Genomic DNA, 15,295 nt, shown 5'->3' on the forward strand with positions numbered 1-15,295 from the left:
CCGTCCGGGGCGGTCACCGCGTCGAGCGGTGGCCGCCCTGTTCGCGTGCCTGGGCGAGCAGGCGCCGGGCTCTGTCCTCCGCCTCCTGGTCGCCGAGCTCGCGGAAGGTCTCGGCGGCGTCGGCGAAGGCGCGGCAGGCGGCGTCGGCGGGACCGGTGCGGCGGAGCAGGAGGCCGAGGTTGACGAGCGCCCTGGCTTCGAGGAAGCGCTCGCCGATCTCGTGGAACAGGCGGACCGCCTCGGTGTCGTCGCGGACCGCCGCCTCGTCGTCGCCGAGCTCCTCCCGGGCGAGGCCGAGGTTGGCCAGCGCCAAGGCCTGGGTGCGCGGGTCGTGCTGCTCGCGTGCGGTCTCCAGCGCGGCGGTCAGCACCGCGACCGCCTCCGCGGGCTGCCCGGAGCGCAACAGCACCGGGCCGAGGTCCACGCGGACCTGGGCGACCATGTGGGCGTCGCCCATGGTGTCGAGGGCCGACAGTGCCCCGCCGATCGCGTCGACGTCCGGGCCGCCCCCGGCAGGGTCCGCGGCCAGCGCGGTTGCGAGCGTGAGGTTGGCCTGCGCCAGTGCCGCGGTGAAGCGGTCGTCGACCTCCCGGGCGAGGTCCAGGGCGGTCCGGAAGGTCTGCGCCGACTCGGCGTGGCGGCCCTGGTCGCGCAGGACGAGTCCGAGGTTGTTGAGCGAGACCGCCTCACCCGGCCGGTCGTCGAGGCTCCGGCAGATGGCGATGTCCGTCCGGAGGGCGTCCGCCGCCTCCGGCAGCCTGCGCAGTGCCTGTAGCGCGAGGCCGAGGTTGGCGTGGATCATGCCGCGCAACCGAGGGGCCGCGCCGTCCGGGCAGACCGCGAGGGCCTCCTCCAGCACGTCCACCGCCTCGGCTGGACGGCGCATCTGTTCGTACGTCAGGCCGAGGTTGCTCAGTGCGCCCGCCTCGGCGACCCGGTCGCCGCGGCTGCGCTTCAGCGCCTTCCGGTGGGCGTCCAGGGCCTCGTCGAAGCGCCGCAACTCGCGCAGCGCGTTGCCGAGTTCGGTCAGCAGGGGGGTTTCGAGCCCGCGCAGCGCCGGGTCCCGGGACCCGCGGACGGTGCGGATCGCGGCCTCGGCCAAGTCCGCGTTGTCGCCGAGCCGCCGGCGGAACGCCAGGTAGGCGGAGAGCGGTCCGTACAGGGCGAGTTGGGCGCGCGGCCGGTTCAGGGCGGGCGCGGCCAGGACGGCCGCGAACAGGTTGGGGTGCTCGGCGTCCAGCCAGGCGAGGGCGGCGGCGCGGTCGGCGAACCGGGGCAGGGGGCGCGCGCCGTGCAGCAGGTGCGAGTCGGCGGCGATCGCGGTGGCCCCGTAGTGGTCGAGCAGCCGGTCGGTGGCGGCTTCGCGGTGGGCGGGCGACTCCTTCTCGCGGCAGAGCTCGTCGGCGTACAGCCGCATCAGGTCGTGCATCCGCCAGCGGTCGTCGGCGGTGCCGGTTCGACCAGGTGGGCCCGGGCCAGGGCGTGGACCAGCGGCTCGGCGTCCTCCTCCGGCAGGTCGGCGAGCCGGGCGAGTGCCTCGGTGGCGAGGTCCGGGCCCGGATTGAGCGGCAGCAGGCGGAACAACCGGGCCGTCTCCGGTGGCAGTTGACGGTAGGAGAGCCGGAAGGCGGCGCGCACGGCGAGGTCCTCGCCGGTGAGCCGGGAGAGCCGGCGCCCGGTGTCCCGCAGGGCCCGCGCCATGGCGTCCGCGGAGCGGTTCGGCAGTTCGGCGAGCAGGGCGGCGACCACCGCGAGGGCCAGCGGCAGGCCGCCGCACAGCTCGGCGATCTCGGCCGCGGCGGCGGGCTGGTCGGCGATCCTGGTGTCGCCGGGGCCCCGGGTCCGGCGCAGGGCGCCGTCCAGGTAGGCGACGGCGTCCGCGGTGGACAGCACGGTCAGGTCGAGGATCCGGGCGGGCAGCCCGCCGAGGGTGTGGCGCGAGGTGGCCAGGACCGGGATGCGCGGGTCGCCGGGGAGCAGCGGACGCAGCTGGGCGGCGGAGCTCGCGTTGTCGAGCAGGACCAGCAGCGGCCGGTCGGCGGCGTGCCCGGCCAGCACGCTGCGGTACAGCCGGGCACGGTCCTCGGGGTCCTCCGGCACCGTCTCCTCGGGGACGGCCAGGGCGCGCAGCAGCGAACCCAACGCCCGGTGCGGGTCGACCCGGAGCGCGGGGTCGTAGCCGTACAGGTCGAGGAAGAGCACCCCGCCGGGCAGCAGGCCGGGTTCGGCCAGGGCCCGGTGGGCGGTGTGCAGGGCGAGCGCGGTCTTGCCGACGCCGGGCAGGCCGGTCACCAGCTGCACCGGATGCTCGGTCAGTCCGTCGAGCAGGTCGGCGAGTTCGGCGTCCCGGCCGACCAGAGCGGGCCCGGCGGCCGGCAGCCCGGCCAGCGCCGGTGGTGCGGTCGGCGGCTGGACCACCACCTGGCCCGCCAGGGTGACGGGGCCGTGGAAACTTCCGCCCGTGATCCGGTTCTGCACGTCCATCGGCGCCCCCCCCGTCGACCGGCCCGGGATCTGCCGGGCCGTCAGATCCTAGTCCGCGGCGCGGAAGCGGTGGCGCGTCAGAACGCGAACCGCAGCGAGCGGACGCGGTGGTCGAAGGAGGACGGGATCAACTCCGGGGCGGCGGTGGAGCGGATGTCGGGGAGCCGGGTGAGGAGTTCATGCAGCAGGGTGCGCATCTCCTGGCGGGCGAGGTGGGCGCCGAGGCAGAAGTGCGGCCCGCCGCCGCCGAAGCCCAGGTGAGGGTTGGGCGAGCGGGTGATGTCGAAGGCGTCGGGATCGGTGAAGACGGCCTCGTCGCGGTTGGCGGAGCCGTAGAACAGCACCACCTTGTCGCCCTTGGCGAGTCGGGCACCGCCGAGGCGGTGGTCGACGGCGACGGTGCGGCGGAACTGGATGATCGGGGTGGCGTGCCGGACGATCTCCTCCACCGCGCCGGGCAGGTGGGCGTCCAGGTCGCCGAGCAGCAGGGCGCGCTGCTCGGCGTGGACGGTGAGCAGGTGCAGGCCGTGGGCGAGCGCGTTTCGGGTGGTCTCCACACCGGCGACCAGCAGCAGCGAGAAGAACGCGCCGAGCTCGCGGGAGTCCAGCCGGCGGCCGTCCACGTCGGCGGTGACCAGGGCGGAGATCAGGTCGTCGGTGGGCCGCCGCCGGCGCTCCCGGCCGAGCGCGGCGATGGTCAGCTGCATCGCGGCGAGCGCCCGCAGCCCCCGCCCGGGGACCCGCAGCCGGCTGCGGGCGACGCCGGTGTGCTCGGAGGCCTGGTTGATCCGGGCCAGGATGCGGCGGCGCTGCTCCTCGGGGATGCCCATCATCGAGCAGATCACCTGGTACGGGAGTTCCGCGGCGACGGCGGCGACGAAGTCCTCCGGGCGCTCCCGCTCCACCCGGTCGACCAGGTGGACGGCGGTCTGCCGGATGTCCTGCTCGATCCGGGCCAGCAGCCGGGGGGTGAAGGCCCGGCCGACCACCCGACGCAGGTCGGCGTGCCGGGGGTCGTCCAGGTTGACCATCGAGTCGCCGAACACCGCCCGCACCCAGCGCGCCGGTTCGGGCGTGGTGACGCCCGGCCCCGAGAGGTACACCTCCGGGGTACGGCTGGCGGTCATCACGTCGGCGTGACTGACCAGGGCCCAGCACGGCCGTCCGGTGGCCCGGTCGGTGAAGCGGACCGGGCCGCCCGCGCCGCGCAGCTTCGCGAACGCTGCGGCGCGCTGCTCCTCGGGCAGGCTCCAGAACGCGGGGTCACCGAGATCGATGTCGTGCGGGGCGGTCTGTACGGGTGCGGCCATGGGGAGGTTATGGCGCAGGTGGTGACGCTAAGTCAAGTCGCCCTTGCGGAACGTGATTTCGTGCGATGATCCGTTGAACTGATCGTCGTCGTGGTCGTGGCTGTTGTCGTGACCGTGGTCGTGACCGTGGTCGTGACCGTGGTCGTTGCCGTGGTCGTTGCCGTGGTCGTTGCCGTGGTCGTCCGGGTGTTCGGGGTCGTCGTCGGGTCGCGGCGCGATCTCCCTGGCCAGCAGGGTTGCCCCGGCCACCGCCCCCGGCATCGCCAGCACCGTCACCACCGGGACCAGGAACAGCAGCGCCAGTCCGGCGCCGAAGCCCACCGTCATCGACAGCCGGGAGCGCAGCAGTCGCAGGCGCTCGCGCCGGGCCATCGCGCGCCGCTGCAACGGGGTGGCGGTCAGTTCGGCGGTCAGGAAGAAGCCGGAGACACAGATCCCGAGCACCGGGACCACGGTCTGCCCCACCACCGGGATGAACCCGCACAGGAACAGCACCAGCCCGATCGCCGCCACCCGCACCAGCACCGCCAGGCTGTCCCGGGCCGACACCCACAGCTCCCGCCACAGCGACACCCGGGGCGGGTTGGGGCCGCCGCCCTCGGACTCCTCCACCTGCGCGGAGAGCGACTCGTAGAACGGCTCGCCGATCAGCAGCGTCACGGCGGTGAAGGTCACCATCGCGAGCAGGCCGCCGACGCCGATGGCTGCCAGTGCCACCGCGATGCGCAGGGCTCCCCGCCAGGCGGAGGCCCAGTCGTCTGCGAAGGGGGTGGCCCAGTCGGCGATGTCGCCCGCGAAGACGATCAGCACCGCGAGCACCGCGACGTAACCCACCAGGGTGATCAGCGCCGGGATCATCCCGAAGCCCCACCAGCGGCCGTGCCGCGCCGCCCACCGCTGCCCGTTGACCAGGAACCGCAGCCCCGCCCCGAAATCTCGCATTCCGGCACCTTAGCCGCCGCCCCGGACGCTCCTCCCGGAGGGGCACTTTGGCGAGGGAGAGTGGGACGGGGCCGGCCTCGAGGCTCCTCCCGGAGGGGGTGGGGGTGGTTGGAAGAGTCAGGGGGTGGCCGCGCCCAGATGCTCCTCCCGGAGGGCGCATCGGCAAGGGAGAGTGGGACGGGGCCGGCCTCGAAGCCCCTCCCGGAGGGGTGGGGTGTGAGGTGGAAGAGTCAGGGGGTGGCCGCGCCCAGATGCTCCTCCCGGAGGGCGCATCGGCAAGGGAGAGTGGGCGGGGGCCGGCCTCGAAGCTCCTCCCGGAGGGGTGGGGTGTGAGGTGGATGAGTCTGGGGGTGGCCGCACCCGGATGCTCCTCCCGGAGGGGGCATCGGCAAGGGAGAGTGGGCGGGGGCCGGCCTCGAAGCTCCTCCCGGAGGGGTGGGGTGTGAGGTGGATGAGTCTGGGGGGTGGCCGCACCCGGATGCTCTTCCCGGAGGGGGCGGGGGTGGGCGTGGCTGAAATTCACCTGGTTCCCATCCGTCGGCCCCCGGAGGGTCCGTGGGAGGGGTCAGGCGCGGGTGCGGGTGGGCCAGACGGTGGCTGAGGCGGTGGCGGTGGCGGCGGCGAGGGTGGTCCAGAGGGTGGTGGGGCTCTGGGCGGCCAGGGTGGTGATGGCGGCTGGGGAGACGGCGAGGCCGAGGCCGGTGGAGAGTTGGAAGCGGGCCAGGGCCCGGCCCAGCAGGGTGGGTGGGGCGAGGGCGGTGACCAGGGCGGTGGCGCTGCCCGCGTAGAGGATCTCGCCGAGGGTGCACGGCACGGAGACCAGGGCGACCGCCGCCGGGCCGAACTCGGCGGCGAACAGGAAGCCGAGGTAGCTCGCGGCCAGCACCACCCCGGACGCGGCCAGCACCGTGCCGCGTGACCAGCGGGCCGTCCAGGTGGTCACCGGTACCTGCAGGGCCACCACCAGCACCGTGTTGGCGACGAACACCACCGCCGCCCACACCGGCGAGGCGTGCAACTGGGTGACCAGCACCAGCGGGACCGCGATCTCGGGCACGTTCAGGCAGAAGACGTACACCACGTTGGCGAGCAGCAACGAACCCATCCGGGGCGCGGGCCCCGCGTCCGCGGCCTGACGGTGCGTCGGGTCGGCGGCGATCCGCACCGACCAGGCCAGCAGGCCCGCCGCCAGGTACCCCGCGCCGGACGCCACCGCCAGCACCCGCATCGCCGACGGTCCGCCGGAGACCGCGGCGGTGGCCAGCAGCGCGCCGACCCCGAGACCCGCGTTGCGCACCGAACGGCCCGCGGCCAGCGCCGCGTCGCGCAGCCGTCCGGTGCTGACGGTCGCCACCAGCGCGGCGTGCGCCGCCGGCCAGGACTGGTTGCCGATGCCGAGCAGCAGCGCGGCCAGCGTGAACAGCGGCACGTCCCCGGCCGGCGCGGCCAGCAGCACCAGCACCCCCGTCACCCGCACCAGCATCGACGCGGCCACCGCGGTACTGCGCGCGCCGCGGTCCAGCCAACGGCCCAGCGGCGGCAGGCAGGCCAGGCCCGCCACGATGCCGACCGTCATCGCCAGGCCGGTCGCCGACGCGGACAGGCCGAGCACGGTGATCCCGTACAGCAGCAGGAACGGCCGGAGCAGTCCGGTGCCGAGGGCGTCGACGGCGAGCGCCAGGGCGTAGCGCGGTCCGCCGCAGGCGCGCACCAGTTGACGGGGCGTGGGTCGATGGCCGGGCTTGGGTCGGTGGCCAGGACCGGGTCGGTGGTCGGGAGTGGGTCGGTGGTCGGGGGTGGGCTGGGTCGGGGCCGGCGTCGCGGTGGTCATGGCGGACACCGTGCGCCCCGGCCGGCACCGCGGTCACGTCGATTGACGATTCCCGTCAATCGACGCTCGGGGATGCCGTCCGAACAGGGAGGATGTCCGGGTGACCCTGCGCATCGACCTCACCGGCACGGCGTCCGAACGGATCCGCTTCGCCGTCTCGCCACTCGCCGAACTCGCCGCGATGCTGCACGTCCTGGCCGCTCCCGACCACCACCCGCAGCTGGCCGGCTGGGCGGCCGGGGTGCGCACCGCGCTGCGCCCCGAACTCGCCGAGCGGCTGCACGAGGCGGAGTTCCTGTGGCGTTCCTCGCGGGCCGACTTCCTGGTCCCGGCCAGGCCGCGCGCCACCCTCGCCGAGGAGCTCGACGAGGTCGACCTGATCGACGACGACCGCTACGCGCACTCCGCCCTGGTCACCACCTGCGGCAGCAACCGACTGCACTTCGGCGGCCGCTCCCCGCTGCACGACCCCGTCGCCCGGGCCGACGCGCTGGACCGTGCGCAGGCTCGCGGCGCGCTCCAGGAAGCCTTCGCCGAACGGCTGTTGGCGGACCCGGGGGCGGTCCGGGCGCGGATTCGGGAGACTCTGGAGCAGTGCGCCGAGGCGTTCTTCGACGCCGCGTGGCCCGGGTCGGCCGCGCAACTCGCGCAGGACGTGCGGGACAAGACCGAGCTGATGCGACGTCAGGGGCTGGGGGCGGCCATGGCCGCCGCCTCCAGCGCGATCGCCGTCGGCGCGGACGGCTGCTCGCTCGTCCTCGACAAGCTCCAGGACAACGCCACCGAAGCCGGCCCCGGCGGGGTCACCTTCCTGCCCACCGTCTTCGGCCACCCCCACCTGGTCGCCGTCTACGCGCCCGACTGGCAGCCCGTCGTGCAGTACCCCGTCGCCCGCGCCGACCACCCCGAGCCCGTCTCGCTGGAGACCGTCCGCCTCCGCCTCGACGCCCTCGCCCACCCCGTACGGCTCCGCCTGGTCCGCACCCTGGCCCGCGGCCCGCACACCACCGGCGAACTCGCCCGCGCCTGGGAACTCACCGACCCCGAAGTCTCCCGCCACGTCGCCACCCTCCGCCGCGCCGGCCTCCTCACCACCGAACGCCGCGGCCGCTACGTCCACTACACCCTCGACCTCACCACAACCACCACTCTCGGCGCGGACCTCCTCGCCGCCGTCCTACGCTGAACCCGCCTGCGGCGGACGGGGCGGGCACGGGGAGGATGGGAAACAAGCTCAGGCACCGGCCGGCTCGCGACAGCGCCGAGCCGGAAGCGCCTGCGGCGAGCGAGATGACACGGAGTCAAGTGAAAAGCGAGCGCCGCAGGCTGGCGGACCTGCTCGGCCGCCGTCCTGCGCTGAACCCACCTGCGGCGGAGGGGCGGGGCACGGGGAGGATGGGAAACAAGCTCAGGCACCGGTCGGCTCGCGACAGCGCCGAGCCGGAAGCGCCTGCGGCGAGCGAGCCGACACGGAGTCAAGTGAAAAGCGAGCGCCGCAGGCTGGCGGACCTGCTCGGCCGCCGTCCTGCGCTGAACCCACCTGCGGCGGAGGGGCGGGGCACGGGGAGGATGGGAAACAAGCTCAGGCACCGGTCGGCTCGCGACAGCGCCGAGCCGGAAGCGCCTGCGGCGAGCGAGCCGACACGGAGTCAAGTGGAAAGCGAGCGCCGCATGCCGGCACGGAAGGAACGGGAAACAAGCCCCGGTACGGGCGGCGGCTCCGGGCGTTTTTGATCCCCTGGTCGGCTGAAGTCCGGCCCGTTCCAGGGCTGTCGGGCTCGGCGACTGGGCATGATCGGCGGCGGAAGCGCCGTCGCGGCGGAGCGGAGCGGAACGGGCGGAGGCCTGATGGATCCTCAGGTGACGGTGGAGCAGGCGAGGGAGTGGCTGGCCGTCGCGGTGGCGGAGGCCCGGACCGGGCTCGCGGAGGGTGGGATCCCGATCGGGGCGGCGCTCTTCCATCGGGACGGGCGGCTGCTGGGGCGGGGTCACAACCGCCGGGTCCAGGACGGCGATCCGTCGATGCATGCCGAGACCGCCGCGTTCCGCGCCGCCGGGCGGCTACGCGGGTACCGGGACACGGTCATGGTCACCACGCTCTCGCCGTGCTGGTACTGCTCCGGCCTGGTCCGGCAGTTCGGCATCGGGCACGTGGTGGTCGGTGAGTCCGCGACCTTCACCGGCGGCCACGGGTGGCTGGCCGCGCACGGCGTCGGCATCACCCTGCTGGACGACGCCGAATGCACGGCGCTGATGCGGGAGTTCATCGCTGCCCGGCCCGACCTCTGGTACGAGGACATCGGGGCGTAGCCGGCAGACGCGGTGCGGCGACGCACCGAGCCCGGGTGCGCGCGAGCGGCCGGTAGCGGGCGCCGAGCGCCAGGTCGGATTACCGCCAGCGCCGCTGCCGGGCCGCGGCGAGGCTCGACGGCATGAATCGACTCGAAGGACGCGTGGCCCTGATCACCGGTGCGAGCCGCGGCATCGGCGCCGCCATCGCGCTGCGGCTGGCCGCGGAGGGCGCGGACGTCGCGCTGACCTACCGGGACTCGGCCGAGCAGGCTGCCGCGTTGGCGGAGCGGATCCGGGACGGCGGTCGGCGGGCGGTCGCCGTCCGGGCCGACAGTGCGGTGCCCGCGGAGCTGACCGCCGCCGTGGACGAGGCCGCGAGGACGCTCGGCCGACTGGACGTGCTGGTCAACAATGCCGGGGTCTTCCCGACCGGTCCACTGGAGCAGGTCGGCCTGGCGGAGCTGGACCGGACGCTGGCGGTGAACGTGCGGGCGGCGTTCGTGGCGGCGCAGGCGGCGGTGCGGCACATGGACGGCGGCGGACGGATCATCAGCATCGGCAGCAACGTGGCCGACCGGGCGGTCTTCCCCGGGCTGGCGCTGTACGCGATGAGCAAGGCCGCGTTGACCGGCATGACCAAGGGGCTGGCCCGCGAGCTCGGCCCCCGCGGGATCACCGTCAACGTGGTGGTGCCGGGCCCCACCGACACCGACGCCAACCCGGCGGACGGGCCGAACGCGGCGGCGATCGCCGGCTTCACCGCCCTCGGCCGGTACGCGGAGGCCGCCGAGATCGCCGCCACCGTCGCCCACCTGGCCGGCCCGGACGGCGGCTACCTCACCGGAGCGACGATCGCCGTCGACGGAGGGTTCGGCGCGTGACGGGCTGCTCCCCGACCGGCCCGCGCCCACCGCCCGCGGCCCGCACGCCCACCGCGATGCCACCCAACACCATTGCCATGCCCAGCAGTTGGGCCGGTCCCAGCGGTTCGGCCGCGAGTAGCGTGCCGAGCAGGACGCCGGTGACCGGGTTGAGCAGACCGATCAGGCCGACGGTGCCGGCGGGCAGGTGACGCAGACCCGCGAACCAGGCCAGGAAGGCGAGCGCGGTGGCGATCAGCGCGGTGAAGCCGAAGGCCAGCAGCGCGACGGTGTCCACGCGCGGGGGCGGACCCTCCACCGCCCCCGCCAGCGGCAGCAGGAAAACGCCACCGATGGTCAACTGCCAAGCGGTGGAGGCGAGTACGGGCGTGCCGTCGGACCACCGCTTGGCCAGCGCGTAGCCGGTCGAGGCGGCCAGCAGCGCTCCCGTCGAGGCGAGGACGCCGGGCAAGCCGCCCGCGCCGACGCCGTCCGCGAGCATCACGGCCACCCCGCCGACGCCCACCGCCCCGCCCAACAGCCGGGCGGGGTGCGGGCGTTCGGCGAGCAGCAGGCGGGCGCTGAGCATCATCGCCAGCGGCGAGAGCGCCATGATCATCGCGGCGGTGCCGCTGGGCAGCCACTGCGCGGCCAGGTAGACCAGCACGAAGAACGCCGCGCAGTTCAACACGCCCAGCACCGCCGAGCGCCACCACCAGGCACCGCGCGGCAACCGGCGGGCGAGCGCGAGCAGCAGCAGTCCGGCGGGCAGGGCGCGCAGGGTGGCGCCCCAGAGCGGGGCGTCGGCGGGCAGGTACCGGTGCGTGATGTAGTAGTTGGCCCCCCAGGCGACCGGGGCCAGCGCCGCCACCGCGACCCATCGGAAAGTAGCTTCCATGGAAAACATTATAGCTTCCATGGAAGATATGATGGGTGCCATGGAGCCCATGGACCACGTCGCCCGCATCCAGGCCGCCTGGCGGCGCGAACGCCCCGACCTGGACCTCGCCCCCCAGGGCGTGATCGGCCGCCTGCACCGGGTCGCCACCCTGCTCACCGGCGAACTCACCACGGTCTACGCCCGGTACGGCCTCGGCGAGGGCGAGTTCGACGTCCTGGCCACCCTGCGCCGGGCCGGCGCCCCCTACGAACGGGCCCCCGGGGAACTCGCGGCGCACACCATGGTCACCACCGGCGCCATCACCAAGCGCATCGACCGCCTCGAACGGGCCGGGCTGGTCACCCGCCGCCCCGCCGCCACCGACCGGCGCGGCCGCGTCGTCGCCCTCACCGAGGCCGGACGCTCCGTCATCGACCAGGCCTTCACCGACCACATCCGCAACGAGCACCGCCTGCTCGCCACCCTCTCCCCCACCGAGGCCGCGGAGCTCGAATCCCTCCTCACCACCTGGCTGAACCGCCTCGAACCCCCGCGACCCGCGGACTCCTGAAACGCACAGCGCCCGCCGCCCCGGCGCGATGTCCGGGAACGACGGGCGCTGCCCGTACGGTGGTCGACCGACCGTCAGGCGCGCACGGTGGCCACGGCGGCCCCCAGCGCCTCCTTGATCCGCGGCCCGAGCCGGGCGAACCCGAGCTCCTTCATCGCCGCCCGCAGCAACTCGTCGTCACTGCGCTTCTCACCGTCCGAGTCCAGCCACGCCACCAGCGAGACCAGCTCCTCAGCGGAGTACCCGGTGATCGGCTTCCCCGCGACAAGCTCGGGCTTCGACGGACGGGAGTCGGCGACGGGCTCGGCGAGAGGCTCCGCGACGGGCTCCGCAACGGGCTCGGCGAGAGGCTCCGCGACCGGGGCCTCGACCGCGGCGACCGGCTCGACCGCGGCGACGGGCTCCTTCACGACCTCGACAACCGGGGCCTCGGCCACGGGCTCGGGCTCGACGACGGGCTCGGCAACCGGGGCCACGGGCTCGGCCTCGGCCTCGGCCTCGACGACCAGGGCCTCGGCCTCAGCGGCCGGCTCGGGCTCGACGACGGGCTCGTCCACGGCCTCGACAACCGGGGCCTCGACGACGGGCTCCGCCTCGACCTCGGCGGCAGCGACCTCCGCGGCCGCGACCTCAGCCCACGGCACGGCGGCAGCGACGGGCTCGGCCACCGGCTCGGCAGCGGCCTCGGCCTCGGCCTCTGCGAGCGCCTCCGGGGCCTCCGCCACAACGACGGCCTGCGGCTCGGCGTCGACCACGGGCTCCGCAACCTCGATCTCGGCCTCGGCCTCGACCACCGCCTCCTCGGCGGCAGCCTCCACCTCCTCCTCGACCACAGGCACCTCGGCGACCGGTTCGGCCTCCGGCTCGGGATCGGCCACGGTCTCGGCGCCCTCAGCCTCGGCCTCGACCTCGACCTCGACCACGGCCTCCTCGGCGACAGACACCTCAGCGGCCGTCTCGACCTCGGCCTCCTCAACGGCAGCCTCGACCTCAGCAACCGTCTCGACCTCAGCCTCGGCCTCCTCAACGGCAGCCTCGACCTCAGCAACCGTCTCGACCTCAGCCTCGGCCTCGGCCTCCTCAACGGCAGCCTCGACCTCAGCAACCGTCTCAGCCTCAGCCTCGACCTCGACGGAGGCCTCCTCGGACTCCACCTCGTCCAGGTCGATGACCGTGGCCTCGGAGTCGTCCTCAGTCTCGGTCGCCTCGTCTGCGGCCTGTCGCGGGCCTGCGGCCAGCGCGGTGCGGGCTGCGTGGTGGCGGTCGTACGCGGCGAGGGCCGCCTCGCGGTCGGCCTGACGTTCCGTCAGTTCGGCCAGGAGCTCGGTGAGGCCCTGGTCGGCGAGCTCGGTGCGGAGCTGGCGGAGGGCGGAGAGGCGGTAGAGGGTGCCCTCGTCCGCGGCCAGCCGGTCGACCAGGTCGGCGAGTTCGGTGAGCGGGAGGGAGTCGAGGGCGCGCTCGGGCAGGAGGCGGGCGAGCGAGCGGACGGCGTCGGCGAGGGACTCGACGACGGTGGCGGTCTCGGTGAGCAGGGCGCCGTCGACCGGGACGGCGGGCTTGGCGGTGGTGCCGGCGGGGGTGAGCGCCGTCCAGTCGCGGTGGGCCGCGGCGGCCGCGAGCAGCGCGTTGTGCAGGTCGGCGCGGCCGGTGCGGGCACCGGTGGTGGTGAGGGTGCGGGCCTGCGAGCGCAGGACCCGGCGGCGGTTCCAGGAGAGCTTGACGTCCTGGGACTTGCGGTAGGCGCCGTTGCCGGTGGCGGCGGCGAGCGCGGCGAGGTCCTGCTCGTAGACCTCGGCGCGCAGGGCGGCGGAGGTGGCGTGGACCCGCTGGAGCAGGTCGAGCAGGGTGGTGAGGCCGCCGAGGGTGTCGGGGATCTGGAGTCCGGCCTTGGCGGCGATGGCGTTGGCGGCCTGGCCGACGGCGCGGGTGTCGCGACTGCGCAGTTCGGCGAGGACCGTGGAGGCGGCCCGGGCGTCCTCGGGCCCGCCGAGGGTATCGGCGGCCTCCAGCCAGGGGTTGGCCTCGGGAGTGAGGGTGAAGCCGCCCTGGTCGGCGAACCGGCCGAGCTCCTCACGGGTGCTCTGGCGGGTCTCGCCGTCCGTCGCGGCCGCGGGGTCGGACGCGGTGTCGGACGCGGAGTCGTCGGCGTCGTTCAGGTAGCGCACTGTCATGTGATGTCCGGTTCGTGGCGGTTGGCGGGGTTCGGGGCGGGTGGGGTGGGCGCGGCGCTGGTGCTCGCGGGAGGCCAGAATACGGGTGCGCGTTCGAGGCACGCACGCACCGGACCCCCGTGAATTGCCGGGCCGAGTGGGACCGGTGGCGGCGGGCGCGGGCCGGTCGGCCCGGTCCGCACGGTAGGCGGCGGCACTGACAGTACGCGGTCGGGTGAATGGTCGGCGGACGGGGTACGGGAGTTGGGGCGGGTCACCGGTGGGCTCCGGGGGCGAGGTGGCGGACTTCGGGGAGGCCGACGGCGGGCAGGTACTCGCGCAGGTACTCGCGTCGCCACCAGGCGCCGGTGTCGCGGAGTTCCGGTCCGTCGGTGAAGCGGTAGCGGTAGAGCCGGGCCCGGACCAGGGCCGGCGGCCGGTCGGGGAACGGGTTGTGGCGCAGCAGCCGCAGGGTGGCGGGGTCGTTGACGAGCAGCCGGGCGAGCAGCGCGGCGAACCAGCTGCGGGCGTAGCTCGGGGAGATCGCGGCGAACCACATCAGCCAGTCCAGACGCAGGTGGTAGGGGGCGAACTGGCGCGGGGCGCGGCGCGGTTCGCCGGGTTTGCCGTGGAAGCCGTACTCCTGCCAGCCGCCGCGCCCGGCGGGTTCGGCGGTGCCTTCGATGACCACCTCGTGGCGGATCCGGTTGACCGAGCCGAAGGCCCCGTAGGTGTTGACCAGGTGGAGGCGGTCGAACGAGTAGTTCATCAACTGTTGGCTGGAGAGCAGGTTCCGGGCGGGGCGGTAGGAGAGGACCAGTACGAGCAGCGTGTAGGCGGCCACCAGGGCCTGGTACCACGCGGGTTGCGGCGGGTAGTGGGGGTCGGCGGCGACCGGGAGCACCCGGCGCAGGGTGCGGGTGTCGAGGACGGCGAGGGCCAGGGCGATGGTGAGCCAGTTCAGCCAGGCGAAGTTGCCGGAGGCGACCAGCCACAGCTGGGTGGCGATCATCAGCAGGGCCGCGGTGGTGGCGTACGGCTGCGGGAGGAACAGGCCGAACGGGACGACGAGTTGGACGAAGTGGTTGGCGGCGGCCTCGACCTTGTGCAACGGGCGGGGCAGGTGGTGGAAGAACCAGCTGAGCGGTCCGGGCATCGGCTGGGTCTCGTGGTGGTAGTAGAGGCAGGTGAGCCGCCGCCAGCAGGGGTCGCCGCGCCACTTGATCAGTCCGGCGCCGAACTCGACCCGGAACAGCAGCCAGCGCAGCAGCCACATCGCCAGGACCGGCGGGGCGGTGCGGGAGTTGCCGAGCAGGACGGCCAGCGCGCCGGCCTCCAGCAGCAGGGACTCCCAGCCGAAGGCGTACCAGGTCTGGCCGACGTTGACGAGTGAGAGGTAGAGCGCCCAGAGCAGCGCCCAGAGCGCCATCGCGGCGCCGAGCGGCAGGTGGTTCGCCGCGCCGGCCAGCAGGGCGGCGGACAGCGCGGCGCCGGTCCAGGCGACGGTGGCGTAGAGGCGGTCGCTGTAGTGCCACTGGAACAGGCTCGGGGCGCGGCGGAACGGGGTGCGGGCCAGGTAGCGCGGGATCGGCAGCATCCCGTCGGCGCCGAGCAGGGCGCGGAACTGCCGGGCGGCGCCGAGGAATCCGCACAGGTAGACGAGGGCGAGCAGGCGCTGGAACAGCTCGCGGGCGAGCCGGTACTCGGGGGCGGCGAACCACGACATCCGGCCGCTCCTCGGGTCGGCTGCTCGAATCCGCCCCCATGCCTACCATCCGGCGCACCCGGGCCGCCCGGCCGCGGGCCGCGGTGGTGCGCCGGTTCATCCGGTCGGCCCTGTCCGGCGCGGCGCGCGGGGCTCCGGCGCGGGGTGGGCGGCCCCGGCGCGGACTGCGGAGCCGCCGCCCACCGGTCCGCGGGACGGACTCCCTGTCGCCGGGCGGCGGAATGTGGTGTCATTCCGCCGAACACCCTG

Annotated in this window: 12 protein-coding genes; 4 read left to right on the plus strand and 8 right to left on the minus strand. The window is 74.6% G+C overall.

Going from position 1 to position 15,295, the window contains the following annotated elements:
- Positions 1–13: 13 nt before the first annotated feature.
- The 5 genes from ACWD4U_RS05405 to ACWD4U_RS05425 all read right to left on the minus strand — a co-directional run bounded on the left by ACWD4U_RS05405 (position 14) and on the right by ACWD4U_RS05425 (position 6,567).
- Positions 14–1,429: a tetratricopeptide repeat protein gene (locus tag ACWD4U_RS05405; protein WP_363451697.1), complete on the minus strand. Its 1,416-nt coding sequence runs from the start codon at positions 1,427–1,429 to the stop codon at positions 14–16.
- Positions 1,417–2,484 (minus strand): ATP-binding protein, encoded by a 1,068-nt coding sequence (locus ACWD4U_RS05410; RefSeq protein ID WP_363451695.1) that lies wholly within the window; start codon positions 2,482–2,484, stop codon positions 1,417–1,419. The genes ACWD4U_RS05405 and ACWD4U_RS05410 overlap by 13 nt, the downstream gene beginning before the upstream one ends.
- Before the next feature lie 77 nt (positions 2,485–2,561).
- The gene (locus tag ACWD4U_RS05415; RefSeq protein ID WP_363451693.1) at positions 2,562–3,794 is read right to left on the minus strand and encodes a cytochrome P450; all 1,233 of its coding nucleotides are present in this window, start codon (positions 3,792–3,794) and stop codon (positions 2,562–2,564) included.
- Positions 3,795–3,821: 27 nt separating this feature from the next.
- Positions 3,822–4,736 (minus strand): EI24 domain-containing protein, encoded by a 915-nt coding sequence (locus ACWD4U_RS05420; protein ID WP_363451691.1) that lies wholly within the window; start codon positions 4,734–4,736, stop codon positions 3,822–3,824.
- Between the two features lie 565 nt (positions 4,737–5,301).
- Positions 5,302–6,567 carry an MFS transporter gene (locus tag ACWD4U_RS05425; protein WP_363451689.1) on the minus strand — a complete coding sequence of 422 codons (1,266 nt, stop codon included), beginning with the start codon at positions 6,565–6,567 and terminating at the stop codon, positions 5,302–5,304.
- 100 nt (positions 6,568–6,667) lie between these two features.
- Here ACWD4U_RS05425 and ACWD4U_RS05430 point away from each other — a divergent pair, with 100 nt between their 5' ends.
- The 3 genes from ACWD4U_RS05430 (at position 6,668) to ACWD4U_RS05440 (ending at position 9,740) form a co-directional block, all read left to right on the plus strand.
- Positions 6,668–7,753: a DUF5937 family protein gene (locus ACWD4U_RS05430; protein WP_363451687.1), complete on the plus strand. Its 1,086-nt coding sequence runs from the start codon at positions 6,668–6,670 to the stop codon at positions 7,751–7,753.
- Positions 7,754–8,415: 662 nt separating this feature from the next.
- Entirely contained in the window at positions 8,416–8,877 is a 462-nt protein-coding gene (locus tag ACWD4U_RS05435) for a nucleoside deaminase (protein WP_363451685.1), read from the plus strand.
- 122 nt (positions 8,878–8,999) lie between these two features.
- Entirely contained in the window at positions 9,000–9,740 is a 741-nt protein-coding gene (locus tag ACWD4U_RS05440; RefSeq protein ID WP_363451683.1) for an SDR family oxidoreductase, read from the plus strand.
- On the opposite strand, the gene ACWD4U_RS05445 is transcribed toward ACWD4U_RS05440, so the two are convergent.
- Positions 9,697–10,617 carry an EamA family transporter gene (locus ACWD4U_RS05445; RefSeq protein ID WP_363451681.1) on the minus strand — a complete coding sequence of 307 codons (921 nt, stop codon included), beginning with the start codon at positions 10,615–10,617 and terminating at the stop codon, positions 9,697–9,699. The genes ACWD4U_RS05440 and ACWD4U_RS05445 overlap by 44 nt on opposite strands.
- 31 nt (positions 10,618–10,648) lie before the next feature.
- Between ACWD4U_RS05445 and ACWD4U_RS05450 the strand changes: the two genes are divergently transcribed.
- Positions 10,649–11,170, plus strand: a complete 522-nt coding sequence (locus tag ACWD4U_RS05450) for a MarR family winged helix-turn-helix transcriptional regulator (protein WP_363451751.1) — start codon at positions 10,649–10,651, stop codon at positions 11,168–11,170.
- Positions 11,171–11,244: 74 nt separating this feature from the next.
- On the opposite strand, the gene ACWD4U_RS05455 is transcribed toward ACWD4U_RS05450, so the two are convergent.
- Both ACWD4U_RS05455 and ACWD4U_RS05460 read right to left on the minus strand, forming a co-directional pair.
- Positions 11,245–13,341, minus strand: coding sequence for a hypothetical protein (locus tag ACWD4U_RS05455; RefSeq protein WP_363451679.1), 2,097 nt, complete (start codon positions 13,339–13,341; stop codon positions 11,245–11,247).
- 253 nt (positions 13,342–13,594) lie between these two features.
- The gene (locus tag ACWD4U_RS05460) at positions 13,595–15,046 is read right to left on the minus strand and encodes a lipase maturation factor family protein (RefSeq protein ID WP_363451677.1); all 1,452 of its coding nucleotides are present in this window, start codon (positions 15,044–15,046) and stop codon (positions 13,595–13,597) included.
- Between the last annotated feature and the right edge of the window lie 249 nt (positions 15,047–15,295).

This window comes from Kitasatospora sp. NPDC002522 (assembly GCF_053595195.1).